Below are 24,188 nucleotides of genomic sequence, written 5' to 3'. Positions count from 1 at the left end.
GATTGAGGACGCTTCTTATTTGCGCGCTGGCTACCACCCTGGTCGGTTGCAGTAGCCAACAATCAACACAGCCATCGTGCGTTGGCCTGAACCCATTGGCCTGCCTGACCGCGGTTCATGTGCCGATTGAACCTGAACCGGATGAAAGCGATTCTGCCACAAAGAAACCGGTATCCACCGTCGCCTGGCGCGGCGACAGTCCACCCCGGTCTCACGCGGACCACGCCATCCGTCGAACACCTAAGCCAATCAAGGTCGCGGCGAAAGCCGCGTCTGCTGTTCCGATACCGCGTCCTTCTCCGCAAACGAACCAGCAGACAACAGGCAATGCTGTTGCTTCCGAAGCTGCTCGCGCAAGCGCCGCCGATCCGCATTCAACGACTGACGTTCCGCAGACCCGAACGACAGAGCAGCAGGTGGCGGCCGCCTCCGCAGTCGCGGAACGAATGTCGCCCCCCTCGTTGGATGCGTCGCTGGACGCCCTCGTGGCCATCCTGGTGGCGGGTCCTGACGTCAAGTCGGTCTCCGAACTGGCCGGTAAGACAATTGCGATCGACGATAGATATTCCGAACAGTCGATCAGCCGCGTCAGGACAGCGATGGGGGCGGCCGGCGCGCCCGAAGTCCAACTGAGCAAAGGTCAAACCACTGCGATCAGTCGGCTGGTCGGCAAGGAAGTTCCGGCCGCGGTCGTCGGGTTAGTTTCCGCCAGCGCCGCGGAAAGCTTTCCCGAGCTCGCACGATTGAGGACCTTTCGAGTACCGCTCTCACCTCGATCCCCGAACAAGCAGCCGTAAGCGGGTTTCTGGCGCGCTCGCCTCTGGATCGAAATTCTTTTGCTCCCACACTCTTGCAATTTGGCAATCTGCCGCCAATTATACGGCATATTGCCGACCGCCTGAGGGGCACTTATGTCTGTTATTGAAATAGTGGCGAAAAAGCTCGGCGGCCGCCCGGTACTTGGCGGCGTTGTGCGCTCTCAGGCTGACCTCGCTCTGGTGGTTCGAAAGCGGCTTCCGCTAGCGGCACTTCGAGGCTTGGCGCAGGCAGGTCTCAGTGACCGGGAAATAGAGCTGTTTATTATACCGCAGCGCACGCGCCGTCATCGCGCCGACAAAAAGCAACCTCTTACGGTTGAGGAATCCGATCGCGCCGTTCGACTGCTGCGTGTCCAGACTGTCGCCGAGGAAACGTTCGGAAATGTCGACAAGGCGAATGTATGGCTTCGCCGTCCACTGGCAGAACTGCACGGCGAGATGCCATTGGCAGTGGCGCAAACCGAGGCTGGCGCGCGCGTCATCGAGACCATACTCGGAAAAATCGCTTGGGGTTCCGCCGCCTGATGCTGCTTTGGCGCTTGTCAGGTGCGCAGCACGCGAGAGCATTCGATGGCGGCTACGGTCTGCTGTTTGACGGCCGTTGGAATACGGTGGGGCACCCTGTCACCTACTGCGCCACATCGCCGGCTCTATGCGTCCTGGAAAAACTCGTGCATGTGGAGGATCCCATGCTCCTGCCCGAGTTGATGATGGTTCGCTATGACGTGCCGGACGATCTTGGCGTCGATACCCGTGGGCTCACCGACCTGCCCGCCGATTGGCGACAACAGGAAAGCTGGACACAACAGCAAGGCGATCAATGGCACGGCTCGCTCTTGACGCCGCTCCTACGCGTTCCCTCTGCCATCGTCCCGCTGGATCAATCTCCCGACCTGAACGTCCTAATCAACCACCGTCATCCAGCAGCGGCGCGCATCTCTACCGTCGCGGTAGACCCTTTCGTTCTCGATCCGCGCCTGATCTAGCCGCCCCATTCACCACGGAATCGGCTTGCGGTACTTCCCCGCACAGCGTAATTTTCAACTACACGTAGTTCATTTGAAAACGATCTATCGCGTTCGGTCTGGCGGGAGAGAGCGATGGCTGACGTCCCATGGCACCTTTCTGGTGACTATTTCGAGAATTGCAGTTGCAGCATCGCGTGTCCCTGCCTCGTGTCGGCAGCACCCCCGCTGACCTCGCGACCGACCGAGGGCTTCTGTAACGTACCGCTGATCTTCCACATCGAAGGCGGCCGCTATGGCGATATCGTGCTCGATGGACTCAATGTCCTGGTTATCCTCCACGCACCTGGGGTCATGGCAGACGGAGATTGGTCGGTGGCCGCCTATATCGATCAGCGCGCCAACGATGAGCAGACCGAGGCTCTAGCTGCGATCTTCACCGGCGCCGCCGGTGGTCCGATGGCCGCGTTCACTCCGCTGATCAGCAAGAACCTGGGGGTGCGCAAGGTCCCCATCACATTCCAAATCGACGGCAAGACGCGGTCCGCGGAAATCCCGGGTATTCTGCACATGTCCGTCGATCCGTTGCCGACAATGCATCCGAGCGGGGAAATGTGGGCGAACATCGGCCATCCGGTTAGCCCCGACAAGATGGCGTTGGCAGTCGGCGCCCCCGGCAATACGTTCAGCGATCTTGGCATGCGCTGGGATAATTCCGGCAAGAACGGCCTCTATGCGCCGATCAGCTGGTCGAACCGGGCTTAACGCAACTCCTGATACCGGCCTTGCGACAAGGCCGGCAACGTCAATCGCAAATGACCGACAGCACCCTGGAAACCGTGCTTCGGCGCGATCGCTGGGTCGTCGGCGGCGCGATCGGCATCATTGTCGCGCTGGCATGGAGCTATGTGCTCTGGCTCGCCAACGACATGGACATGGGCGGCATGGACATGACCGGGCTCCGCATGATCCCGGCCGGGATCGGAATCATGTTGCCGGCCAACGAGCCATGGCGAGCGGTCGAGTTCGCGTATGTGTTCCTGATGTGGGCGGTGATGATGGTCGGAATGATGGCGCCCTCGGCAGCGCCCATGATCCTGATGTACGCCCGGGTGGGTCGACAGTGGAAAGCGCAGGGCAAGCCGTTCGCCGCGACCGGCTGGTTTGCGGCCGGTTATCTCCTCGCCTGGAGCGGCTTTTCGCTGGCAGCCACCTTTCTCCAATGGGTAATCGAGCGGGCAGCCCTGCTGGATTCCCGGATGGTGATCGCCAGCAATCTTCTCGGCGCAATCGTACTGATCGCGGCGGGAGTCTATCAATGGACTCCGCTCAAGAACGTCTGTCTCGCCCAATGCCAGTCGCCGTTTCAGTTCCTGATGCGCCACGGCGGCTTTCAGAACCACCTGCGGGGCTGCCTGCTGCTGGGGCTTCGGCACGGAGGCTATTGTGTCGGCTGCTGCTGGGCTTTGATGGCGCTTCTGTTCGTAGGCGGGATGATGAACGTGCTTTGGATTGCGCTTTTGGCACTGCTTGTCCTTTTGGAGAAACTTACGCCGGTCGGACGATGGATCGCGCGTGCTGCCGGCATTGCATGTGTGGCCGCGGGCGCTTGGCTACTGGTGTCCTTGCCGCAATGATGAGCAACCTGCCAAATGTTCAATTCGAATTGCCATCGGCAACACCGCAAGTGTAACTCGCCCCCATTGCTTTCTGTCCGGACCGACGAGGTGAAAGTATGGCAACGCTTTTCGGAGCGAACCCGCGGTTGCCAACACATTCGAGATGAAGCTCCAGCTCATCGTCATGCCCGTTGCGGACGTCGATCGCGCCAAGCCGCCAGTAACCGCTGCTTGGACGAGATCGCGTGGCGCTCGTTAATGAAAGTGCGAGCCCGCCGATTTCTCCGCTGCGCTACGCCACGGTGCGCTGAAGTCGATCAGCGACATCGACGTCGGGGGCTATGTCGCTAGTTAGCGAACCGCAGCAAAGAGATCAAAAAGCGGAACAGGACGATAGAGAACGGCAATCTGGTCAATCGCGCCGCGATTGGCGACCTCTCGTTTGATTTCGGCAATACCCCGCTCGTGGTAGTCGCCGGAATATTCTTTTCCAGCCATGCGACGACCGAGCTTATAAAAGATGTTTTCCGTAGGACCTGATATGATGAGCCGGCCCCCTTGCTTGAGCAATCGCAAGAGATCATTGAGCGTACCGTTGAGATCCTCGACGTGCTCGAGTACGTCGAGTGCGGTGATGACATCGTACGATGCGGTGGGCAATCCACGCAGCGTTGCGGTCTTGAGGTCGAGCGTTTCGATGTTCGCGTGAAATCCCATCTGTGCTTTCATGCGCTCAAACGGCGTCAGATCAAGATCGGCAGCGGTGACGTGAGAGGAAATCTTCGCAAGAAACGGTAGAAGTACGCCGGACCCGCATCCGAAATCGAGCACACGCTGGTATGGTGCGTGCGGCTCAAGGTATTCCATAGTCTTCCGGAGTCGCTGCCAGAAAAGCCAGTTGATGAGCGGATTGGGATGTGAGTACGCAGGAAACGCGGCCTCATCCAGACGTCCAGGTTCTGATTGCGAAAGTACTTTTCGTATTGTTGACCGTATTTCAGATTTATATTTCTTAAACTCGATGTCTTCCATAGTCTGATCTCTATCGGTCGAATAGTTTCAGTTGAAATGGCGGAGAGGAAGGGATTCTCAAGCTTCTCTCCGGAGGGTCTCGAAAACGCCAGCGAAATCGGCGCTTTCCGGGCGCTTAGGCGGGTTGTGTGTGTGCTGGAACCGGAGCCTCAGCTAAGGATTCGACCCGATAGTAAAACGCTTTCCACCATCGTGCCACATCGGCAATCGCAAGCGGCGCCGGGTATCCCATAGATTGCCTGCATGAAGAAGATCGGATTCCTCTCGTTGGGGCGCTGGGCGCCTTCGTCGCAATCGCAGACCCGCTCCACAACGGATACGCTGCTGCAATCCATTGAGCTCGCCATCGCAGCCGAGGAGTTGGGTGCGCTTGCCTCGCCTTTCCCCTTGCTGGCAGCCGTCGGCTGATCCGGATTCGCTCATCAACAGCGTCTACGATGCGGCATCTTGGAAAGCTTTTCCTTAAATTCCAGCGGCAACATATGGGAGAGCCCAGCTAACCCACCGTCGCCAGCAAGCGGGCGGCAGACTTCAAATCCGGCGTATCGGAACCCTCCGCAAAGTGCTCGAATAGCGGTTGGAGAAGTTCTCGGGCAGGCTCACGTTCACCGCGGGCGGCGAGCAGAGCAGCCAGATCGATTGCGGTGCGCAACTCCCATGCCCGCGCCCCTTGACGACGGCTCAGTTCGAGCGACCGCGTGAAATATGCTTCCGCTTCATTGGCGCTAGGCCCCGGCGTTGCAAGAACAAGATTGCCCTTCACGCGCAGCAACTCGGGCTTATAGCACAGATCACCATTCGCTTCGACCGACTGGATCGTCTCGTCGATCAGTGTGCGGGCCTCTGCGAGCCGGCGTGTTGCGGCGAGGCCCTGAACGAGCGCGATGTTGAGCGGCGTGGTGAGCAGTTCATAGGGCGCCGCGTGAAGCTCAGCGAGGCCAAATTGCAAGCTCCTGATCCCTTTGTCTGCATCGCCTTGCCGAATGGCAATTTCCCCCTGGAAACCACGCCCAACCGCCAGATAGGGTCCGAGAGAATGGAGTTCGGCAAGCGCGAAAAGTCGATCAAAATGCGCATTTGCGCGATCGAGATCGCCGATCCAGAGAAACACCGAGGCAGCCCAGACGAGAGCGATGGAGAGCGTCAGCGGATGGTCAAGGGTTTCTGCATCCTCGGTCGTCAGAAGGGCGCGCTCCACCGCCCGATCCGGATGGCCTCGCAACCAGAGCGTCCTGGCCAGGATCGCGCCGGCCAGAATCCTGCCGTCGAAGCCAAGATAGTTCGTGGTGCTCCGGCCAGAACGAGGCCCATACCGCAACGCCGCTTCGAGCGCAGTTTGCGCACGGCCAAGCTCTCCATTGAGGTGAAGGGAGATTCCCATCAATGAGTGCGCCCGCGTGAAGGGACGCGACTTCGTCTTTACGCGGTTCGCGCCGTAATCGAATCGAGGGGCGGTGATGGCCGTCACATTTAGGCCAATCTGCTTCAGATGCGACGAGATCCCGCGCGAGCTCCAGCAGCGCCGCCGAAGCCACCCTTGAGCTCGACTGAAAGGTCCGTTCTGATGTGTAGCATTCTAAGTGATTGATTTGCCTGGTGCGCTCGGAGGGCGGTCGCATTTGCTGCAATTTCAATGACTTATCAGAGCTCGACAATGCGTAAGGTGCCTTTCAAGCCGATCGGGTGCTTTTCAGCACCGGAGCTGAACTGGATTGGGCGTGACACATAGGGGGCGGATGAACTCCGATTCAATCAAAGCCCATCACGGTTTAGCGGCGCTGCCGGCCGCTCGTCAGCAATAGGCGGTCGGATAGAGTTTGCGCAAAGCCAGCCGAACTCAACTTTCTTGTGTAGTGCTGCGCCCGCGATAACGTTCTTGTGTCCTGTACTGCACCTTCTTCGCCGCTGCGTGGTGTTGGCTTTTCCAAAAGCGCCTGGGATATTATCTTGTTCGTTCGCGCAACCGCGGGGCGGCATCGTGCACGTTTCATCCACGACGCGGGACATGATCATCCGCCCACCACGGCGGCGATGGCTTCCCTTATTTTGGCCATCGCGTAGCCTTTGACCTGTTCGAGTTCGAGATGCGGAATATTGGGCATCTCGTCCGATGCAACAAGACAATCCACGATCGCCGGGCCCTCGCAGCTCAGTGCCTCAACGATCGCCGGAAGCAGGTTCTCGGGTGTTTTGGCTGAAAAGCCTTTCGCTCCGCAGGCTCGCGCGAGCGCGACAAAATCAGGATTGGGAAACTCGATCGCCTCCCTGAAGGGAACGATCCCAACACTTTCCGCTTCCAGCGTGATAAGGCCGAGTGCTGCATTGTTGAAGATCACGACCTTGACAGGCAGCTGGTGGTGAACCGCCGTCATAAATTCGCCCATCAGCATGTTGAAGCCACCATCACCGGTGAGCACTATGACCTGTCGGCCACGATCAAGCGCCTGAATTCCATTGGCTTGGCCGAGTGCAGTGCCGCAGGCCGCATTGTTGAACGAGCCCACAATTCGTTGGCCGCCGCTCTGCCGGATCCAATTGCCGGACCAAAGCGTGTTCAGTCCCGTGTCCAGGACAAACACCGCATCTTGCTTCGCGAGATCGCTGACGGCTCTTGCTACAGCCTGAGGATGAATTTTGTGCTGGCTCCTGCTCAGATTGGCCTGCTGGTCCAGCATGCCATCCCACTTGGCCCGCTCGTTCTTCACTCGATCGAAGAATGTCGCATCATTCTTCGGCTTCAGCTTCGTCAGCAGCAGTTCGAGCGTAGGCCTGACGGAGCCGACAATTGCATACGAGGTTCGTGTTCTTCGACCTAACGCAGCCGCCCGCTCATCGACCTGGACAACATTGCCGTGAGCGGGCAGGAAGTTTGAATAGGGATAATCCGTACCCAGCATCAGAAGCAGATCGCCGTGCTGCACAGCGCTGTAGACTGGTCGGGTGCCGATCATGCCAAGCCCACCCATCCATCGCGGATCGTCGTAGGGCAGAATATCTTTGCCACGCATCGTATGGACCAGCGGAGCTTTCAGCCGATCTGACAATTGTCGTACCAGGTCAGCGGCGCCGTGGCAGCCGAAGCCACACATTGCAACGACGCTGTGTGCCTCATTGATACGGCGAGCCAACTCATCAACCTCGGCTTCTAAAGGCGACACTTCATTTCGCGGCCGCAAAGTCGCAAGGCTCGTCGGCTCGCCATGCGCAGCCTCCGACAAGACATCCTGCGGAAGGGTCAAGTGCGCGACACCGGGCCCTGCATAGGCCGTCGCGATTGCCTGCTGTACCACGCTGGCCGCCTGCGCAGCTGACGAAATGGTCTGGGTGTAAAGCGACACATCGCGGAACAGCAGATCAGGCTCGGTGCTCTGAACAAACTCGATTCCCTTCAGCCGTCGCGACATCTCGCCGGAAAGCGCCAGCACCGGTGCATGATTGCGGTTTGCTTCATAGAGTCCTGCAACAAGGTGATTGCTGCCCGGACCCGTGGTGCCGGCGCAAACCGCGAGCCGGCCGGTCAGCTGTGCTTGGCCGGCCGCCGCAAGCGCCGCGCCTTCCTCATGCCGGACCCCGATCCATTCGATGTTGCTGCGCCGAACCGCATCCGCCAACGGATTGAGTGAATCTCCGATCAATCCAAAAATCTGCTTTACGCCGACCTGTTCTAACAACTCGACAATCATCTGTGCCACTGTCCGCGACATCCGCATTCCTTTCGTTCTGACGACGACTGCGAGATGTAATGCAATAGACACCGGGAAACGGTCTTTCGGGAACGCACGAACGCCTCGCCCTTTGTGACGCCGCCGGCAGCCAGCACTGGAATTGGTGCGACCGTGTCCACCACTTCCGGCCACAAGACCTCCGAACCGCGCGAGCTGCGCTACTAACACTCGTGGGCGGGGCTAGAGCCGCCATCGCAGGGACATAGAACCGCTCCTACTTGACGGCAAGCGGAACGAAACCGGTGCGTCGATTGATGGACAGCTCGAACATCGATCCGGGCACCGCCTGCTCGATGAACGTCTTCATTTGCGGCCAGCGCCAGAGCAGCACCGAGGCGCTCTGATTGCTGGGCGTTGTTTCGAACGGCGAAGCGCCGCGGATCTCCCTCGCGCTCTGGGCGAAGGCGCTCGTAGCGAGCACGGTTCCAGCTGCGATTGTGGCAAGCGTTTTGATGAGCAGGGTCATGGCATACTCTCCGTTGAGTGTGCACTCTCCGTTGAGTGCAGGATATCCCACGATCTCAAGCTCCACCGGTCGGGCGAGGGCCGCGAGCGCCCGCGCCGCCACGCCGCCGATGAGCGTGAAGCCACCCTGCGCCCCTGCTGGCCGGAACTGAATGCAATTCGATCAATTGGGGTTGCGTCAAATTAGCAGCGATCAGTCAGCGGTGCGGTCCCAGTTGCAGCCTTCTACCTCCCATTGGGAGCGGCAACGCGTCATTATGTGGCGGATTCCTGTTCTTCCTGCCGGAACGATTCAGGTCAGGTAAATTTAATTCCGCGTTGCGTGGAGTTCATAATGCGTAGGTCTAGTTGGACGCCGTCGATAGTCCCGAACGACAACGATGAAACGGTTTACTTGGTGGCGGATGATTTCGGTCGATTAGGCCGCGCCTGGCGCGAAGCTGATTACGAGGCCACCGATCTCGAAACGGTCATTCAAGACCTACTGATCGGCCAATATAGCAACCCCATCCGCGTCGTCGCCTTCAATACCACCGAGCGCTGGTCGGAAGATGTTTCAGAAGACGTCGCGCGCGAACTGCGTCGTCGCTGCGATCTGCAGATGCGCGATCTTCCCTCTACGATCTCTGATTTTGTCGAGCGGCACGAGGATCGCGATCGGCGCCAGTTGAGCCTTCGGCTGGTCTAACTCAGACTCGCATTTCTTCCGCGGTTGCCTATTTATCCCGCATGCGAAAGACCGCATTCCACCCCTGCGTTGCGACGCGCGTCATGGTGCGGTGCGTTCCCGTTTTTCCGGCCGGAACGATTCGCCTGTGCCAGTTGAATCAGCTTTAGTGGCGTGGAGTTTGCGGCGTGGCGTTTCAGCGCAAGAAAGTGGCGGCGGTCGGGGTGAAGGCGCCCTTCCCCGGATTCATCGAGCCTGCGCTGGCGACCTCGATCGAGAAAGTACCGTCCGGCGAGCGCTGGATCCACGAGATCAAGTTCGACGGCTACCGCGTCCAGCTCCACATCCATAATGATGCCATCAAGATCCTCACCCGCCGCGGCAATGACTGGACCAGGCGCTTCAGCAAAGTCGCTGGCGACGCGTACCTGATCAACGCCGGCAGCGCCATCATCGACGGCGAGGTGGCCGTTCCGGCGGCAGATGGCACCACCGACTTTTCCGTGCTGCAGAACGAACTGCGTGGCAAGTCCAATCGGATTGTGATGATCGCCTTTGACCTGCTCTATCTGAACGTCCAGGACCTGAGAAAACTGCCGCTCATCGAGCGCAAGGCACATCCGAAAAAGTTGATCGAGAAGACGGCTATCCAGTTCAGCGAAAGCTTTGAGGTCGATGGCAAAGAGATGTTCGCGCATGCCTGCAAGGTCGGGCTGGAAGGCGTCGTCTCCAAGCTCCGCGACAGCCGTTATCTTTCGGGGCGCGGCCGGGACTGGGTCAAGAAAACCTGCGCCCAGGGCGAGACGCTGACCATCGCCGGCTTCGCTATGAAGGATAAGAATTTCGATGGCATCTATGTCGGGAGGCAGAAAGGTGAGGGCCTGCTCTATGCCGGAAAGGTGGATCACGGCTTCAACACCGCCACGGCAAAGGACTAGCAAGCCCGATTGAAGCCCAGATGCCCTTGTGCGCGGTCCTCTTGCTGTAAGGCTGCGTCTTGCGGATTAGCGGAACTGGGGACACGTCGTCCGAAACACTGCCATCGCCATTGGCATCACATTCGTCACGGCGATAGGCGTCTACCTTGCGATACGATTTCTCCAGTCGGTGCTATAGGCGCAAGCGCGCACCCGCGAGGCTGCTCGGCTTCTATTATTGCTTTTCAGAGGGAGCGACCGCGGGAGGTGATGAGAGTTCTTCAGTGTTCGCAGCACCCCTAAGTTCTGATGCACCAACACAGTCACCCGCCCAAATCTTAGTGCCTTTGACCGTTCCGACCAGTTTGCAGGATCCAGTTGTTCCAAAACACCGGTAGCGTTGCCGACGACCAGCAAATGGCGTTGCCGTGCTGGGGCGGCCCCTAAGACGCGGCGGCCTTACTTCGTTACGGGTGGGCGGGTAGCGATCATTGCCTCAATGTCGCGGGCCCGCCGTGCGGCCAAACGTTGCCCCAAGCTCTGCCTCAGCTCCGCCACCCGGAATAGCGCCGTCGCTATTTGACTTGCTTATAATCCGCCGCGCGCGTCATGTGCGGCATGGAAAAGGCTATCACCAAGCCAACCGCGCCCCCGCTGATCGGCCGGTCACGGAAGAGGAAATCGACAAGCTTCATTCCGAAGCATTCCGCGATCTGGAGTTGGCAGGCCGAGCGCGCGAAGGAGGCTGCGAGGCCGAAAACCGGAAGTACCAGCCAGCCGACCCGCTGATTTGCGTTAAGAAGCCATCCGCCGCCTGGTCGAACTCGGGCTGAAGGGAAAAAGCAAATGATCAAGCCGAAGCGGTCTGCCGAGCAACAGGTTGCGGACGAGCTCGAGCGACGGGCTCTCCACCCGCTTTCGTCGAGGCAGACGATATCGGACAGCCAAGCCGAGCCAGAATTCCATGCAAACCACAAACGCCTTAGAGCAGAAAGGCTGGCGCGAGAGGCAGTCGAGATCGGGCTGAAGGCGAAGAAATGACAAAGCCGCCGGGCGGGCTTCAACCACCAAAGCCGACCACCAAAGCCGAGCGCGATGCGCGTAAGGCATTTCGCCAAGTCGATGCCAAGAAGGCAATGACTGAGCACGAGATCGCGCAGAAGGCCTTCACTAACAACCGTGAGCGTCTGAAGGCAGAGCGGCTCGCCAGGGAGGCTGCGGGGCCCCCGCCCGCGAAAACCAAAGGCTCCAAGGCGAAGGGAAAATGACACCATCCCCTTCCGGGGGCGCCTCTGCTTGCTTGCAAGCAGACTCTTTTACTTTCCCCAGCGTTTTTCCGCAGCCTTCTTGGCGATCTCTTTCCGCTTCTTCGCCGACATGCCCGCGGCCCGCGCCTTGCCGCCCATGCGCCCCAGCGCCACGGCGGCCGCGTTCTTGCCGTCCTCGGTGGTGATGTCCTCGATCTCGCCGGTGGCGATCTTGGAGATCATGATGGCGTTGCCGATGGCGGCGGCTGGCCGCTTCTCGCCCTTAGGACCCCTTGGCATCTCTATCCTCGAACATGCGGTCGATTAGCAACTGGATGGCTTTTCTCACCGCACCGTTTCTATCCTTGGCAATAAACTCGTTGATAGGTGTGCGCGTCCTGCCGTCCTCAGGGGAGACGTCATTCTCATAATCGATGAACAGCGCGCCATTGTCGTCTTGTACCAAATACCACCAAGAATCGCGCTGGCTCGACATGTGGCTATGCAATACCCTGCTTTGACCCATTTCCACCTCCTGCATTGCGATAAGCCCAGCTATAGGTAATGCTTAGCGGTAAGCTTCTAAGGGAGGGTCAAATGCGGTAGTGGGCTCTTTCAGCGATGGCCGCGAATGTTACCAAGCGGCTTTGGAAAATCGGTGATATCGTTGGGGTGTTGGAAGCGTGGGAGGTCGCGCGAGTGAGGCGGTCTATCTGGGAGGAAGGCCATGGAATGGTTTAGCCGGAAGACATCGATAGCGGGTAGTCAAGTTCCCAATTGGATACTTGTTCTAGCGGCTCTCGTCGTAATCTGGATTATCTACTCATTCGTCGCGCGGTGAGTGAATGGGGACGAATGAGCAGATAATTGTGGCAACGGGAAGTGACGATAGCGCGGATTGAAAAGCTTGATACTGATTTGGCCGCCAAGTTCAGACGGGAAGGCAAGTTCTAAATTTCAAACTGAGGCACTACCGGACTTCACGGGCGGCCGGGCTTTGTAGCTTCTTGGCGCCCCATCGATATCAACAGGCCAGTAAGCAGGTCGGCGACAAGGAACACCTAAAGATCTTTGCGAGCGAGAAAGCCGCCGAGACATGGCTTCAGGAGAATGACCCGGAAGGCGTGGCGTTCCAGTATGAGGTGGAGTGAAGACAGGCGCCTATGCACCACCTTTTCGCGCGGGGCGTTCTGACGTTCTCACTTATGGAGCGAACTGAGATAGGCGAAGTAAGCCGAGCAGGCCGAAGCGGCGGCCGCGAGCGCTGCGATCACCACGGAAGCGAACATGATCCAGCTCCGCCACTGGTCCTGTACGGCGGCTCTTCTTGCCATTTCGGCCTTTGCGGTGAGGTGGATGAGACTGTCAGGCCGTGTGGACAAATCCTGCGCGAGTTCGGCGTTGGTCTTTTGGTGCGGTTCTTTTGCCATGCGTAAACTCCCAATGGTCACGCATCATATTCCTAAAGTTATGGCCCGGCGCGGGGCATTCCAAACCGGATGTAAGGCGGCTCTTGATACGCGGGCGTTCTGGCGATGATGGCGCGGATCGGGGTCATGAAGGCGCTCAACCGTCACATCGTTCGGGAATTCAATCCCGAGCGCAAGGATACCCATTGGGGGAAGCGGAAGCTCAAGAGGGACCAATCATGACCGTCTGGATCTACGTCGAAAACGCCAAGCAGGTTGGTGACCGCGATCACCTGAAGGTCTTTGGAGCCAGGACGCGGCCCAGAATAGTTCGAGGAAAACGATCCTGAAGGTGCTGCCTTCGAGTATGCAGTTCAGACCAACTGCTCAGAAAATCGCCTTGTGGGAACCTGATGTAAGACGTTTGCTCGTCGAGTAGGTCCGTGGCGCGACACCTAGGAGCAACCTCCCCTAGCCCCGTACCATCCACCCGCAAGAACCCCTGCCGTCTTACCCAGACCGGCGGGGGGTTTGCTTTACGTGGGACACGTATGAAAAAATCCGCCCCGGATTCTCGAATAGCAATCTCTTGCTGATCCTCAGCTTCGCCGGCGTGAATACATGACGTATCGGCGTTCGTGGAAGATGCCGGTGCCCAGCATGATCTGGCTGATTGCAGGTTCTAATCTTTCGGAAGCGGTTCGACTAGCAAGCAGCGAAGTTCATCGATCTGCCGTGCAAAGTCTATTGCCTTTGCCTTCAACACTTCCATCGCATGGCCGCGATGGCCTTCATTTTCCAATTCTATGATTCGCTCGTTAAAATCGCTCAATTCCTTTTGCAGTTGCTGGATTTCGTGTTGAACCGGGAAACGCGCGGCTGGAATTTTATCGACTTTCTCTCCGGTCTCTGCACGCATCGCTAAGAGGTTACCGGTTCTTGGCCGCGGCTTGGTCATGGCCCCTCCGAATCGCAGGCAGTTCAGTGCATCATCCTACCTGCTCAGGCGACCTTCTCCACCTATTGTCTGTTGCTCTCAAATCCCAACCAGCGACTGGAATGGTTTTGGCTCCATGCCGGGCTGGAGGCACATTGGCGCAGCTTTTGAGATGATCGACGTCGGCCGCCGCTCCGTTGGCGCCCATTTTGGCGGCGCGAAATTTGCGCACGCCCTCTTAGGATTTTTTCTTCTTTTCGCCCAGTCTGAGGAAATAGACGCCAACCTGATTGCCAACGCAACCCGCCTCGGGTTGGATACTCCCGGGACGAGGAGATGCCAGAGCGTTCATCAGGCTGGGGCCGTAAGTTCGACGAGCCGATCGCGCTGCCGGCGGCGGCAGGCTCGTCCCTCACCCGCCGCCGCGATCTTGACGCGCTTCAAAGAGACCTGGTGATCGCAATCCGACCAGGCAATCCAACCGACACAAGCCGTTAAGATTTCGTTAACCTTATAGGAGCAAGACTTTGCCTGCCGGGGCTGGGCGCATCATGAAAGGAGAATCCCATGCCAAATCTGGAAGAGGCCATTCGCGAACGTGCCTACCACCTCTGGATCGCCGATGGTGAACCCGAGGGCCAGGCAGACATCTATTGGCTCAATGCTCAACGCGAAATTCTCACGACATCAATTGAAAACTCAGGCAGCAACGCTGACGCCGCAGCGCCCACCGACACGAGATTGGTTGCGACGAAATCCGCCAAAAAGGCAAAGGTCGCCCGATCGGGAAAAAACAAAACCCGCGCCGCATAGTTTCATGCGAGCATCGTCACGCGGACCCGTAACGACGACTCCGTCATCAGCGGAGCGGGTAGCCCCGCTCCTATTCGTCAAAACGAATCGAGGCCGATTTTTACTGTCTCGAACAGGTTTTGCATCGGACCGACGGTTTCGTCATCAGCGATCCCGCACGCGAGAGATGGCCGAGCTGTATCCCTCCATCAGCAAGCACTCGACACCAGTAGCTCAGCGAAGGGAAATAGCTCAGCGAGCGCATGCATCCGCACGCGAGTTTTAAAATGGGTTTTCGGTTTACCCGGAAGATGAGGCATGCGGGCGTGTATTGGGACTAACAGAACGACGGCAGTCGGCCGCGCTGGCCGGTGGTCACGAGAAGTCCTGCCTCAAAGTGGCGGCGATCTGTTCCAGCGCCCAGTCGACCTGATCGCTGGAGATAACTAGCGGCGGAGCGATGCGAATCGTGTGCCCATGCGTGTCCTTGGCGAGGATGCCTCGGGCCTGCAGGGCCTGACAGTAGCGACGTGCACCGCCTGCTTCCGGATGAAGCTCGACGGCCAGCATCAGCCCGCGTCCGCGCACTTCCCGGATCGTGTTGCTGCGGATGCCGCTCAGGCCATCGAGAAAGCGGGTGCCCTGGGCGGCTGCGTTCTCGATCATCCCTTCCTCGACCAGCACGCGCAGCGCGGCCCGAGCCACCGCACAGGCCAGCGGATTGCCGCCGAAGGTCGAACCGTGCTGGCCAGGTTTCAGGGTGCCGAGCACCGCGTTGTTCGAAAGCACGGCCGACACTGGGTAAAAGCCGCCGGACAACGCCTTGCCGAGCAGCGTGACATCCGCCTCGATGCCCTCATGCTGTTCCGCGAGCAGCTTGCCGGTGCGGCCGAGCCCGGTCTGGATCTCGTCCAGAATCAGCATCACGTCGTGCGCAGTGCAGAGTTCGCGCACTACTGTAAAGTAACCTGACGGTGGGATGACGACGCCCGCTTCTCCCTGGATCGGTTCGACCAAAAAGGCGACCGTGTTGGGCGTGATTGCCTTCTTCAGCGCCGTGGCATCGCCGAAGGCAATGATCTTGAAGCCCGCCGCGAACGGTCCGAAATGGTCACGTGCCGCCGGGTCGGTGCTGAAGCCGATGATGCCAAGGGTGCGGCCGTGAAAATTATCGGCGCAGACGATGATCTCGGCCTGCCCGTCTGGAACCCCCTTCACCTCATAGCCCCATTTGCGCACCGACTTGATCGCACTCTCCACCGCTTCGGCGCCGCTGTTCATCGGCAGCACCTTGTGGGAGCCGGTCAGCGCCGCGATCTCTTCGTAGAAGAGGGCCAGCTGGTCGTTGTGAAAGGCGCGCGACGTCAGCGTCAGCCGGCCCGCCTGCTCCACCATCGCCGCCAAGATCTTCGGATGGCAGTGGCCCTGATTCACCGCGGAATAGGCTGAGAGGCAATCGAGGTAGCGATGGCCCTGCGTATCCCACACAAAGACGCCCTCGCCGCGCGACAGAACGACGCCGAGCGGTTCGTAGTTCCGGGCGCCAAAACGCGCTTCCCTCGCGATGAAATCGGTGACCGATGGATCCATGTTTCATCACTCCAGTTGGAGCGAACTGCCAGGCATGGGCTATCGCCATTTTCCAGCCTGCAAATGCCCGATGATCATCATCAAGTTACCACAGGCATTTTGCTTGCGGACGCATTGGGTGACGGCCGTTTGGGGCCTGCCCAAGGGCAATCGGCGCCCCAGTTCTCCTCGCGCTGCATGATCCCTCCGGCGAGACAGCCTGTCTAGGTGTATACCGACGACTTCCGCTCAACCCACATAAACAGACATCGTTGCCGCCTGCCGGCATGTCTCGAAGGTGCCATGACCGGACATTTGGTCCGCTGCGGAAAGCAGACATTCGCAATGCGATTTTTGCGGGAAGAACGCTGGAGATCAGCGACGCAACTAACTCCTGCGAATCGAATCTGCTTCGGCCGTTATTGGGGCGATGGCTGATTGCCCAACGAAGATCAACGCATCAAAGTCCTGGTGACTTCCGCCGAAATCGAGTCCCACGCATTCTGGCGCCGGCGTCAACTCTTGTCCTAGCCTTGGAACGCGTTCGGCGCGGATGGACCATTTCGCGCTCGACGGGCTCCCTCCCACGTCCGCTGTCGAGACGATCCCGTGCGCCGTGACCTTCGTCAGTACCGCGGTGGCTAATCACGAGGCTGCGCTCGTTCTGCGCATCAAGCCCGGCGGCGAACTGCTGGGGGCACGATTGAATTTCATTCTGTGGCGGATGGATCAGGGCGAGCTCGTGCTCGCCTCGGCTGGCGGACAAAGCTGGCGTTTCCAGGAAGAGGATACAGACCTCAACCTGGAGACGCGCGCCCGAAGGCGCCGGCAAGTAATCGGTTTGGCCTTGAGGTCTTAACGCTTGCGCGGCCTTCGTTGAACCAAAGCGCGTTTGGACCGTTTGTTTGCAGTTTCGGGCGGCGCTCAGCACTCTAGTTCTATAACAGAAAAGCGCACCCAGTACCCTTGATAGGGCCTGCGCGGCGGGACACGGGCGATCCGGCCGTCATTGAGTCCACTCGCCCGACAAGGAGGAAGGTCATGGAGGCGAAGCGTAGACGACCACTCACCACGATAATGTTCGTGGCGATCTTGCTTGGGGTAGCAGCCGAGGTTGCGGCACAACAGGCCAGCTGGGAACAACCCGGTGGATGAGAAATGGTGGCCGAGCGAATTCGGTCCGAACGATCAGGCAGGTGCAACGAACTGGATCACGCCCGAGTCGCGCATTGCAGCGGCCAAGCTCGTCAAGCGCGGCGTGGCCGCGACGCTTGGAATGCCGTACCACGGGCGAATGCCGCTCTTCCCGGGTCGCACCTGGGCGCTCAGCATTCCGGGCGGTGGAGCGCCCACACATGACCTGCCCTGGGGGATCCGGGCACGCGGCAGACCTTCATGGACGAGCTCTTGACCGCCGAAATCGGCCAAGCCGGAACACAATTCGACGCGCTCTCGCATCCAATGATCAAGATCACGGGCCGCCAGGCGCAGGGTTGGAAAGATGGCAACTACATGTACAACGGTGTGCGGCTGGAGGATGTAGGCGGGCCGCGCGGGCTCACCAAGAACGGTCCAGAGAATGTCGGATCATTCTTTACGCGCGGGATCCTAGTCGACATCGCTGCGCTGAAGAGCGTTGAGCGTCTCCCGAAGGGCTATGCGATCACGCTCGCCGACTATCGCGACGCGCTGACACGCCAAGGCGTTGGCGATGCTGAGCAGGGCAATGCGGTGTTGATCCGCACAGGCTGGGACCAGCTCTGGAAGAACAACATGAACAAGCCGCTTGATCAGGCTCAGCGCGACAATGTCGAGGCCAACTCGGGTGAGCCTGGCGCCAGCGCGGAGTTGTGCGACCATCTCGCCGCGCAGAAGGTCTCCATGCTCGGCATGGATAACTGGGGCATCGAACCCTACGACTTCGCCAAGGAGCCGCCCACGTTGATCAAGGCTTGGGCCTACTGCCATATGAACCTGACGGCGCGGCGTGGGATCTACCTGCTGGAGAATCTCGACCTTGAGCAGCTCTCCTCGGATCGAGCATACGAGTTCCTGTTTGCGTGGGCTCCGTTGAAGCTTGTGGGCGCGACCGGCTCGCCCGGCAATCCCATCGCGGCTTACTGACGGAAGCTCGCAGTGGACCGCGCCCGCGGGAGCCGACCTCTGAAGTACCCGGGCAGAGCAGACATGCTCTGCCCGTCTCAGGTCCATGCAGTTTCAATCGCGCCATTCTGACCTTAGGCCGACGACTTCCGGTCTACCCCGATGAGCAGACATCTCCGAGGCGTTCGGCACTTCGCATTCGGGCCAATAGGCGACATCGCGCGCGCACCCCTCTGGACAATTTCTGAGTGAAGACTTGGCGTTCACGCGCAAAGGTCAAAGTGAACACGACTTTTCTTATTGGCGAGCGCTACGGCCGCCTCTCGACGCCGTGCTTGCGCACGTAGCTGATGAGTAGCCTCTACGAACAGTTACGCATCAGATTCTATATTCACCAAAACTTCTCCGGCGATGATTTCGGGGTCTCCAAGATTAAGGTCAAACAGGCTTGCTCGAACAAACTCCAGTACTTTATCGTTCGCCGCATTGGCGCTTTCGCGGTCCTCGAATATCATCACAGCCACACCGACGCCTTCGCCCCCATCCAGTACATAATAAGATCTGAATCCGTGCGATTCCCTTAGGATTTGACCGATGCCGCTTTTGGCACGGCGGGCAGCATCCGCAACCGAACGAACCTTGGTGTACTTTCGAACGAACATGTACATAAGGCCACCCTTGCGTCTCAGTTCCAGCCCCACGCAATCAAAGCATATCGGGCCGCTGCTGGACTAGGGCCTACTTCCGAGTCATTCGCGTCGGTTTGACCGGACTACGGCGACTTCCGTTCTATTCCGGTGAACGGACATTCTCAGGACAGGCGGGCATGTCTCAAAGGTGCCAGAAGCGGAAGGATAACATGCGCGCTCCCATCGGAGGCATAATCATGGGCCAATTGCTGACCGTGCCGAACGTAAACTCAACTACCCGTCAGAAAGAGGACATTTCCAATTTGATCTAATCTCTCGCGTTTGAGCGCGGGTCATTGTTAAGGGCACTCATGCTATTGGGACTGTTCTCACTCTCGATGCAGGCTACTTGCTAATCCAAATCGTGCGCGCACGAGCGGAGGGGCCATGATCGTTCGAACGAAGGCAGTCATTGTCACCTACCTGACGATCTGGACCACGACCGTGGCATATCTGGCTGTGGTGACGATTCGGCCACTCTATCCTGACCTAGTGGGCGTTTGGATAGGCGCATTGGGGTTGCTTCCGACGCTGACTCCATTCATCGCATTCTTCCTCGCTTTCGGCCAGGCAATGAGCGTGACACGAAAGCGCAACGCAATTGATAAATGGATGCTCGCCCGCTACTTCCTCGGCGCTCCTATCTGCATCTTTCTGACGCTTCTGACTATCATCTCCCTGCTCACGTTTACCCTCGCTCCGGTCACCTTTTACTTGGGTCTGGTCTATGGCGCTGTTCCACTGATGGCCGGCACAGCAATTCACTTGGTCGGAATGGTGCCGTTGTACTTTCTGGATAGATGGCTGCACCCGCCCGCCTTGCCTCTCGCCTCGTCGGATGTCTGCTGAGGGTCACTTTCGGAAGTTGGGCCTCGTGACAGAGATGACCGCCTTACCCTAAGAAAGTAGACATCGTCAGGTGACAACAACAGGTCCGAAAAGTGCCAAGAGCGCAATGCTGCTCGCATCCGTCAGCTAACGGCAACCCTTGAAGCTTGGACTTCAATTCTGAACTTCGGAGCTGACCTGTTCCGTCAAATGAGACCCCGCTTCGCACTGGCAAGTGAAACCATTCGAACTCTCGTGGGTTTGAATTTGCCAGGAGAATTGGCAGTGAAGCGAATCTTGAAACCGGTCAATTCAAGCTGATGAAAATTTCCAGCCTTTCTCTGGGCGTACACAAAATTCCGCCAAGCGAAGGCATGGCTGGAAGCCACCGAGGCTTGGCAAGCTATTCGCGCAATAAGCAAGGCCGCCCGCCAGTATGTAACCGAGATGAAAAAATCCGCTGCGGTGGCGTTTCGTCAGTCTTGAAGACTGCGGGTTGGCGCCAATCTGAGGGAGGTCTTTAATTGAGACAGACAGGCTTGAGCGAGTCAACTTCGTAGCTAGTCCCCTGTTTCTTTCTGGCGACAACTGCGCAGCCTGTCAAAGCTGCTGTCCTAAATTTAAGTGTTTATTCCAATTGACTACGGTTCGTTGCGGCATAGCCTCATCATCGGATCGCGACCAAGGCTTCCCACGCCAGCAGAGCCAGAGCGGGTCGCTCCCGCCAGCGCCAGTCGAAGTGGGCCGATTCCACGCGTGTGGTGCACCAAAACGGCGCTGGCAACAGCGCCGTTTCTGCCCTCGGCCCCAAACCCCAAAGGCGGGACTGCGCTTCAAGGAAGAGGCATGGCCACACCCAAGGAAATGGATGTTGTCCGGCGGGCTTATGAGCTCTGGCAGCAGGCTGGCGAGCCCTCGGGCAAAGACGATGAATTCTACCACCAAGCCAAGAAAGAGTTGCAAGAGGCGCTGGATAGAGAAAACCAACCCCGCCGGGAATAACCAAGAACGCCAAAAGACCCCACAGTCGGAGCGCCTGTTCTCGACCGGGCGGCGCAGCGCCGCTTTGCTATCCTCTGACACTACGCCAGCGATGATTGAAAGTTACAGGCAGAGACAGGCTTCGCGGGTGAACGGTCCATGAGCCGACATCGTTAGCGGCCGTAGGGGAAGCAGCGGTCGCGATCCAGTGTGAGACCGAAATGCGCTCCCAGCGCAGCGATGGCCGCGTCCTGCTGAGGATAAGGATCGGCATTGGATGCGGCAACGATGATGATCCGGAACCCGCCGCGATCCTTGCCACCCGGCGGCAGCATCGCTGTAGTCAGTGCATTGCCCTCCCTGTCGCGCAACGTGAGGAAAAGCGGCATCTCTCGCTCTACATGGGCCTTGAGGCCGATGTCGCGCTCGATCGCGTTGGGTCGCTCCGGACGCCAGGACTGGACTGCCTTCTCCCGCTCGCGGCGAAAATATTTCTCGACCGTATGGCTCATGAGGCGCGACTCATGCACCGCTTCACCTTCCGTCTCGATACGGAACCAGGCCTTACCGTTCGGCGCGTCGCAAACATACTGCATTTCGCTCGTCCTGCGATCCCCGCAATTCTAGGGCGGTGGGCCTGCAAAACCAATATGAGATTCGCTTCGGTGTATAACGCTGCACGATCGTATAATCGGAAGTTCGGCTGCAAGACCGCGCGACTATTGCTCGACACGTTGCGGTGAACAGATTTACTAGGCTGGGCGCACCGGACCGCTTTGTGAAGCATCATCAGATCGGAGCCCCACCATCGCCTGTCGGCTTTGGGTCATTCGCGTCATTTCGACCGTGGGCAGCCATTTCCGGTCTACCCCGATCAACGGACACTCAGAGCCGAGCAGCATGTCTCAAAGGTGCCACAAGCTGACGTCAGGCGCGTGAACGCGGCGCTCGCCTTCTTGGTAAGAAATCGCTCGCAGACCGCCCCCTCAGGATATGAAGACTTATTTCCGCCGGTGCAGCGATCTCCGCGATCCCTCCTGCAAGACAGGATGATCGAATGAAGCACCGCAATCTCCTCATGCTCGTCGCCAGCACCTGAGACGTCTTTAGCTTGCGCCGACGCCGAACACCACAACCGCCGCTAGGCACAACAGTGCACCGACCGCGCGGCTAAACCATTCCGCGCCCGGCGCCCATTTCTCTGCGATGACGTAGGCGGCAATGACCGCGATCCAAAGCAGATTCATGACGCCTGCGACGAACAGCAGCGCCATCAACACCCAGCAGCAGCCGACGCAAAAAGCGCCATGGCGAAAGCCCTCGCGCATCGCGATTGTCGCGCTCGACGGATTGAGCACCGCACCCCATGGCGAACGGCAGCGGACGAGACAGGCGTTCTTCAATGGCGTGAACTGGAAGAGGCCAGCGACGGCCAGCACAGCGGCGCTCAAGGGCACGCTCGCGCTCTCCATCATCGGCGAGACCAGGGCCGCCTCGAGTAGTGCCCAGTGCACGAGAGTCGCCGCGACGCTGAATCCACCCCAGGCCACAAGATATCCCACGATGAACCCGGCGGCGTGCGCGGAGCCGCCGAAGCGGATAAGGACCAGGATCACCGGCAGGACCGATGGCAACATCATCGCCGCCATCATCACCGCCCACATCAGCAGCACGAGCCCGAGATCGGTCGCGTCCCAGTCCACCATCTGCGGCATGATCCACATGTCCATACCGACATCCATGTGGCGCATGCCCCAAGCCATGTAGACAAGGTACGTCCAAGCCCCGCCGATAAAGAGCCCAAGCATGGCTCCCACCGGCAAGAGGCGCCAAATCTCCATTGAGAGTAGGCGAGGAATCTCAGGCCGAGTTGAAGGCGAAGGGCGCATAGAATCCACTCTTGCCGCTGATCTCCCACTGGAGATCGAAGTCTTTGTACGCGGTATGCGTGGATTTCGCGGCCACGTTTGGAAAAGCTCTTCGCGGCAAGTTCTCGATACGGATCTCCTTGCCCTCCAGCCCCTCGATCGCAGTGATGTCGGCATCCCCGATTCCAGCGATTGCCATCTTCCACTGCCGTCCTTAGGCCTCGAACGTGATCGGCACGAACTTGACGCCGAGCACTTCAGCGACCGATCCGGCCTGCGCCGCAAACGCACCGCCCGGCTTGAAGGAGAAGATCGCGCTCAGTGCCTCGCGCTGCGCAGGGTTGGCGCGCTCGTCGATGTAGAACGCCCCCCGCCAATTGCCTTTCGCCATGTGGCTTGGCGAGAAGTTCATTCTCACCACGTTCAATCCATCGAGCGTCACGTCGCCTTTCCGGCCGGATTCAACATGGTAGCCGAGAAGGACCGTACACAAGCCGGGGGTCGGGGCATTTCCGACGACGCAGGGGCACATTGCCTCGCAATTGCAGGCTTCCATGTACAGGCCCTTGACATTCCACGCGCTCTTCTCCTCAGCCGCTTGCGCAACTCGGACGGGGCGCAGCGCGCTGAGGACGGACGCAGCAGTTATAGAGCCAGCAATGTCGAGCAAACGGCGACGGGAGAATGGTGTCATCGTAACCTCCCCACGTGCACTGATAAGACGTTCAACCTAGTAGACGCGCTACCAGTGTCAAATGTTAGAGTCACACTTGGCCTTGGTGACTGAGGCACTGGAGGTGATCATAGCCCTGCGGCCGATCCTTGGGTAGCGCTTTCCAAGCGGCCGACCGGATGAGAAGGCGGATTCGGGCAGCGGCTTTGACATACTTGCTTGGGGTTTTCCTGCTAGGATCAACCGCGATCCCGATGTGAGGACTGCTCTGGGTCAATCGCGTCGTTCTGGTCGTCGGCCGACTACTTCCGGTCTTCCCCTGATAGTGTTGCAAAAGTCTTTTTGCGTAATGCGACCTAAATTCTTAGAGCCATAGGCGCGACGATCGAATAATAACGTGGGGACCACGCTGTCGGGCGCTAAACTCACCGGCGATTCCGACAACGGGCCTGAGGCTACATTGACCGGCGATTGTCGCTTATTTCGTTCTTTCGCGGAAAATTAGCCGCGCGTCCTTTTGGGACTTTTGCAACGCTATCCCCCTGGAAACGGACATCGTCAGGGTCGGTCGCCATGTCTCAAAGGTGCCAGGAACGGAAGTGGCCACAACCTTCATGTGCATGCATTACAGATGGCCACGATGTGTTGATGCAGCATCCGCCAAGAACCGATAGTAGGGGCAGGCGCCTACGCAATTCCCGTTACAGTTGACCGAGTTCTTGCGGGTTGCCTGCTCGAGTTCTTATTTGAATCCCAAGCTATACCAGAGACGCAGCTAACCAGCTTAGGTGCGGACAATGATGAAATATCGAGACATCGAATATACGGTCGTTCAAGGCATCGGGCGGGACTTGTGGAAATGGTCCGCGTCGGTTGCGGACGTG

The 24,188-nt window shown here is 58.8% G+C and carries 27 protein-coding genes and 2 pseudogenes; 15 read left to right on the top strand and 14 right to left on the bottom strand.

The window, feature by feature from the left end; translation table 11 throughout:
* Positions 1-2: 2 nt before the first annotated feature.
* The 5 genes from GWE18_RS12795 (at position 3) to GWE18_RS12775 (ending at position 3,420) form a co-directional block, all read left to right on the top strand.
* Positions 3-797 carry a hypothetical protein gene (locus GWE18_RS12795; RefSeq protein ID WP_275186105.1) on the top strand — a complete coding sequence of 265 codons (795 nt, stop codon included), beginning with the start codon at positions 3-5 and terminating at the stop codon, positions 795-797.
* 114 nt (positions 798-911) lie between these two features.
* On the top strand, positions 912-1,343 hold the full coding sequence (locus tag GWE18_RS12790; protein ID WP_275186104.1) for an antitoxin Xre/MbcA/ParS toxin-binding domain-containing protein: 432 nt from the start codon (positions 912-914) through the stop codon (positions 1,341-1,343).
* Positions 1,325-1,804, top strand: coding sequence for an RES family NAD+ phosphorylase (locus GWE18_RS12785; RefSeq protein ID WP_275186103.1), 480 nt, complete (start codon positions 1,325-1,327; stop codon positions 1,802-1,804). The genes GWE18_RS12790 and GWE18_RS12785 overlap by 19 nt, the downstream gene beginning before the upstream one ends.
* Before the next feature lie 114 nt (positions 1,805-1,918).
* A complete protein-coding gene (locus tag GWE18_RS12780) occupies positions 1,919-2,548 on the top strand; it encodes a DUF1326 domain-containing protein (RefSeq protein ID WP_275186102.1) in 630 nt (209 codons plus the stop codon).
* A 50-nt stretch (positions 2,549-2,598) separates the two neighbouring features.
* On the top strand, positions 2,599-3,420 hold the full coding sequence (locus GWE18_RS12775; RefSeq protein WP_275186101.1) for a DUF2182 domain-containing protein: 822 nt from the start codon (positions 2,599-2,601) through the stop codon (positions 3,418-3,420).
* Between the two features lie 333 nt (positions 3,421-3,753).
* On the opposite strand, the gene GWE18_RS12770 is transcribed toward GWE18_RS12775, so the two are convergent.
* Positions 3,754-4,434, bottom strand: coding sequence for a class I SAM-dependent methyltransferase (locus tag GWE18_RS12770; RefSeq protein WP_275186100.1), 681 nt, complete (start codon positions 4,432-4,434; stop codon positions 3,754-3,756).
* 243 nt (positions 4,435-4,677) lie between these two features.
* Between GWE18_RS12770 and GWE18_RS12765 the strand changes: the two are divergent.
* A pseudogene (locus tag GWE18_RS12765) lies at positions 4,678-4,803 on the top strand (LLM class flavin-dependent oxidoreductase); the annotation flags it as partial.
* A 127-nt stretch (positions 4,804-4,930) separates the two neighbouring features.
* Here the strand turns inward: GWE18_RS12765 and GWE18_RS12760 are convergent.
* The 3 genes from GWE18_RS12760 to GWE18_RS12750 all read right to left on the bottom strand — a co-directional run bounded on the left by GWE18_RS12760 (position 4,931) and on the right by GWE18_RS12750 (position 8,625).
* Entirely contained in the window at positions 4,931-5,902 is a 972-nt protein-coding gene (locus GWE18_RS12760) for a hypothetical protein (protein WP_275186099.1), read from the bottom strand.
* A 541-nt stretch (positions 5,903-6,443) separates the two neighbouring features.
* Positions 6,444-8,138, bottom strand: coding sequence for a thiamine pyrophosphate-dependent enzyme (locus tag GWE18_RS12755; RefSeq protein WP_275186098.1), 1,695 nt, complete (start codon positions 8,136-8,138; stop codon positions 6,444-6,446).
* A gap of 235 nt (positions 8,139-8,373) precedes the next feature.
* Entirely contained in the window at positions 8,374-8,625 is a 252-nt protein-coding gene (locus tag GWE18_RS12750) for a hypothetical protein (RefSeq protein WP_275186097.1), read from the bottom strand.
* A 396-nt stretch (positions 8,626-9,021) separates the two neighbouring features.
* Here GWE18_RS12750 and GWE18_RS12745 point away from each other — a divergent pair, with 396 nt between their 5' ends.
* The 4 genes and pseudogenes from GWE18_RS12745 to GWE18_RS12730 all read left to right on the top strand — a co-directional run bounded on the left by GWE18_RS12745 (position 9,022) and on the right by GWE18_RS12730 (position 11,476).
* Positions 9,022-9,312 (top strand): hypothetical protein, encoded by a 291-nt coding sequence (locus GWE18_RS12745; protein WP_275186332.1) that lies wholly within the window; start codon positions 9,022-9,024, stop codon positions 9,310-9,312.
* A 167-nt stretch (positions 9,313-9,479) separates the two neighbouring features.
* A pseudogene (locus GWE18_RS12740) lies at positions 9,480-10,226 on the top strand (DNA ligase); the annotation flags it as partial.
* An 828-nt stretch (positions 10,227-11,054) separates the two neighbouring features.
* A complete protein-coding gene (locus GWE18_RS12735) occupies positions 11,055-11,249 on the top strand; it encodes a hypothetical protein (protein WP_057852314.1) in 195 nt (64 codons plus the stop codon).
* Positions 11,246-11,476: a hypothetical protein gene (locus tag GWE18_RS12730; RefSeq protein ID WP_057852315.1), complete on the top strand. Its 231-nt coding sequence runs from the start codon at positions 11,246-11,248 to the stop codon at positions 11,474-11,476. The genes GWE18_RS12735 and GWE18_RS12730 overlap by 4 nt, the downstream gene beginning before the upstream one ends.
* A 48-nt stretch (positions 11,477-11,524) precedes the next feature.
* Here the strand turns inward: GWE18_RS12730 and GWE18_RS12725 are convergent, their stop codons facing one another.
* From GWE18_RS12725 to GWE18_RS12710, 4 genes are all read right to left on the bottom strand, one after another.
* Entirely contained in the window at positions 11,525-11,755 is a 231-nt protein-coding gene (locus GWE18_RS12725; protein WP_275186096.1) for an RNA-binding protein, read from the bottom strand.
* Complete coding sequence (locus tag GWE18_RS12720) at positions 11,739-11,981, bottom strand: hypothetical protein (protein WP_275186095.1); 243 nt, start codon at positions 11,979-11,981, stop codon at positions 11,739-11,741. Before GWE18_RS12720 ends, GWE18_RS12725 begins: the two co-directional genes overlap by 17 nt.
* Before the next feature lie 673 nt (positions 11,982-12,654).
* Complete coding sequence (locus tag GWE18_RS12715) at positions 12,655-12,885, bottom strand: hypothetical protein (RefSeq protein ID WP_057852763.1); 231 nt, start codon at positions 12,883-12,885, stop codon at positions 12,655-12,657.
* Positions 12,886-13,546: 661 nt separating this feature from the next.
* Complete coding sequence (locus tag GWE18_RS12710) at positions 13,547-13,822, bottom strand: hypothetical protein (protein WP_275186094.1); 276 nt, start codon at positions 13,820-13,822, stop codon at positions 13,547-13,549.
* 546 nt (positions 13,823-14,368) lie between these two features.
* Between GWE18_RS12710 and GWE18_RS12705 the strand changes: the two genes are divergently transcribed.
* A complete protein-coding gene (locus tag GWE18_RS12705) occupies positions 14,369-14,614 on the top strand; it encodes a DUF2934 domain-containing protein (protein ID WP_275186093.1) in 246 nt (81 codons plus the stop codon).
* A 354-nt stretch (positions 14,615-14,968) separates the two neighbouring features.
* Here the strand turns inward: GWE18_RS12705 and rocD are convergent, their stop codons facing one another.
* Entirely contained in the window at positions 14,969-16,183 is a 1,215-nt protein-coding gene (rocD, locus tag GWE18_RS12700) for an ornithine--oxo-acid transaminase (RefSeq protein ID WP_275186092.1), read from the bottom strand.
* A 532-nt stretch (positions 16,184-16,715) separates the two neighbouring features.
* On the opposite strand from rocD, the gene GWE18_RS12695 reads away from it, so the two are divergent.
* Both GWE18_RS12695 and GWE18_RS12690 read left to right on the top strand, forming a co-directional pair.
* Positions 16,716-17,021 carry a hypothetical protein gene (locus GWE18_RS12695; RefSeq protein WP_275186091.1) on the top strand — a complete coding sequence of 102 codons (306 nt, stop codon included), beginning with the start codon at positions 16,716-16,718 and terminating at the stop codon, positions 17,019-17,021.
* Between the two features lie 536 nt (positions 17,022-17,557).
* Entirely contained in the window at positions 17,558-18,286 is a 729-nt protein-coding gene (locus tag GWE18_RS12690) for a cyclase family protein (protein WP_275186090.1), read from the top strand.
* A gap of 350 nt (positions 18,287-18,636) precedes the next feature.
* On the opposite strand, the gene GWE18_RS12685 is transcribed toward GWE18_RS12690, so the two are convergent.
* Entirely contained in the window at positions 18,637-18,933 is a 297-nt protein-coding gene (locus GWE18_RS12685; RefSeq protein WP_275186089.1) for a hypothetical protein, read from the bottom strand.
* A gap of 408 nt (positions 18,934-19,341) precedes the next feature.
* Between GWE18_RS12685 and GWE18_RS12680 the strand changes: the two genes are divergently transcribed.
* The gene (locus tag GWE18_RS12680) at positions 19,342-19,803 is read left to right on the top strand and encodes a hypothetical protein (RefSeq protein WP_275186088.1); all 462 of its coding nucleotides are present in this window, start codon (positions 19,342-19,344) and stop codon (positions 19,801-19,803) included.
* A gap of 825 nt (positions 19,804-20,628) precedes the next feature.
* Entirely contained in the window at positions 20,629-20,784 is a 156-nt protein-coding gene (locus GWE18_RS12675; RefSeq protein WP_275186087.1) for a DUF2934 domain-containing protein, read from the top strand.
* A gap of 152 nt (positions 20,785-20,936) precedes the next feature.
* Here the strand turns inward: GWE18_RS12675 and GWE18_RS12670 are convergent, their stop codons facing one another.
* The 4 genes from GWE18_RS12670 to GWE18_RS12655 form a co-directional block, all read right to left on the bottom strand.
* Positions 20,937-21,359 carry a hypothetical protein gene (locus GWE18_RS12670; RefSeq protein WP_275186086.1) on the bottom strand — a complete coding sequence of 141 codons (423 nt, stop codon included), beginning with the start codon at positions 21,357-21,359 and terminating at the stop codon, positions 20,937-20,939.
* Positions 21,360-21,869: 510 nt separating this feature from the next.
* The gene (locus GWE18_RS12665) at positions 21,870-22,571 is read right to left on the bottom strand and encodes a DUF2182 domain-containing protein (protein ID WP_275186085.1); all 702 of its coding nucleotides are present in this window, start codon (positions 22,569-22,571) and stop codon (positions 21,870-21,872) included.
* A 52-nt stretch (positions 22,572-22,623) separates the two neighbouring features.
* Complete coding sequence (locus GWE18_RS12660) at positions 22,624-22,830, bottom strand: hypothetical protein (protein WP_275186084.1); 207 nt, start codon at positions 22,828-22,830, stop codon at positions 22,624-22,626.
* Between the two features lie 15 nt (positions 22,831-22,845).
* A complete protein-coding gene (locus GWE18_RS12655; protein WP_275186083.1) occupies positions 22,846-23,325 on the bottom strand; it encodes a DUF1326 domain-containing protein in 480 nt (159 codons plus the stop codon).
* Positions 23,326-24,188 lie beyond the last annotated feature (863 nt).

Origin of the sequence: Bradyrhizobium sp. CSA112 (genome assembly GCF_029051645.1) — a bacterium.
Taxonomy (GTDB): domain Bacteria; phylum Pseudomonadota; class Alphaproteobacteria; order Rhizobiales; family Xanthobacteraceae; genus Bradyrhizobium.
This window is presented reverse-complemented; position numbering and strand designations above follow the sequence as displayed.

Bases quoted from the DNA above. Each gene is read 5' to 3' on its own strand.
- GWE18_RS12790 (WP_275186104.1), top strand. From the start codon at position 912: ATGTCTGTTATTGAAATAGTGGCGAAAAAGCTCGGCGGCCGCCCGGTA.
- GWE18_RS12780 (WP_275186102.1), top strand. From the start codon at position 1,919: ATGGCTGACGTCCCATGGCACCTTTCTGGTGACTATTTCGAGAATTGC.
- GWE18_RS12775 (WP_275186101.1), top strand. From the start codon at position 2,599: ATGACCGACAGCACCCTGGAAACCGTGCTTCGGCGCGATCGCTGGGTC.
- GWE18_RS12770 (WP_275186100.1), bottom strand. From the start codon at position 4,434: ATGGAAGACATCGAGTTTAAGAAATATAAATCTGAAATACGGTCAACA.
- GWE18_RS12755 (WP_275186098.1), bottom strand. From the start codon at position 8,138: ATGTCGCGGACAGTGGCACAGATGATTGTCGAGTTGTTAGAACAGGTC.
- GWE18_RS12750 (WP_275186097.1), bottom strand. From the start codon at position 8,625: ATGACCCTGCTCATCAAAACGCTTGCCACAATCGCAGCTGGAACCGTG.
- GWE18_RS12735 (WP_057852314.1), top strand. From the start codon at position 11,055: ATGATCAAGCCGAAGCGGTCTGCCGAGCAACAGGTTGCGGACGAGCTC.
- GWE18_RS12730 (WP_057852315.1), top strand. From the start codon at position 11,246: ATGACAAAGCCGCCGGGCGGGCTTCAACCACCAAAGCCGACCACCAAA.
- GWE18_RS12725 (WP_275186096.1), bottom strand. From the start codon at position 11,755: ATGCCAAGGGGTCCTAAGGGCGAGAAGCGGCCAGCCGCCGCCATCGGC.
- GWE18_RS12720 (WP_275186095.1), bottom strand. From the start codon at position 11,981: ATGGGTCAAAGCAGGGTATTGCATAGCCACATGTCGAGCCAGCGCGAT.
- GWE18_RS12715 (WP_057852763.1), bottom strand. From the start codon at position 12,885: ATGGCAAAAGAACCGCACCAAAAGACCAACGCCGAACTCGCGCAGGAT.
- GWE18_RS12710 (WP_275186094.1), bottom strand. From the start codon at position 13,822: ATGACCAAGCCGCGGCCAAGAACCGGTAACCTCTTAGCGATGCGTGCA.
- GWE18_RS12705 (WP_275186093.1), top strand. From the start codon at position 14,369: ATGCCAAATCTGGAAGAGGCCATTCGCGAACGTGCCTACCACCTCTGG.
- rocD (WP_275186092.1), bottom strand. From the start codon at position 16,183: ATGGATCCATCGGTCACCGATTTCATCGCGAGGGAAGCGCGTTTTGGC.
- GWE18_RS12695 (WP_275186091.1), top strand. From the start codon at position 16,716: ATGGACCATTTCGCGCTCGACGGGCTCCCTCCCACGTCCGCTGTCGAG.
- GWE18_RS12690 (WP_275186090.1), top strand. From the start codon at position 17,558: ATGGACGAGCTCTTGACCGCCGAAATCGGCCAAGCCGGAACACAATTC.
- GWE18_RS12685 (WP_275186089.1), bottom strand. From the start codon at position 18,933: ATGTACATGTTCGTTCGAAAGTACACCAAGGTTCGTTCGGTTGCGGAT.
- GWE18_RS12680 (WP_275186088.1), top strand. From the start codon at position 19,342: ATGATCGTTCGAACGAAGGCAGTCATTGTCACCTACCTGACGATCTGG.
- GWE18_RS12675 (WP_275186087.1), top strand. From the start codon at position 20,629: ATGGCCACACCCAAGGAAATGGATGTTGTCCGGCGGGCTTATGAGCTC.
- GWE18_RS12670 (WP_275186086.1), bottom strand. From the start codon at position 21,359: ATGCAGTATGTTTGCGACGCGCCGAACGGTAAGGCCTGGTTCCGTATC.
- GWE18_RS12665 (WP_275186085.1), bottom strand. From the start codon at position 22,571: ATGCTTGGGCTCTTTATCGGCGGGGCTTGGACGTACCTTGTCTACATG.
- GWE18_RS12660 (WP_275186084.1), bottom strand. From the start codon at position 22,830: ATGGCAATCGCTGGAATCGGGGATGCCGACATCACTGCGATCGAGGGG.
- GWE18_RS12655 (WP_275186083.1), bottom strand. From the start codon at position 23,325: ATGACACCATTCTCCCGTCGCCGTTTGCTCGACATTGCTGGCTCTATA.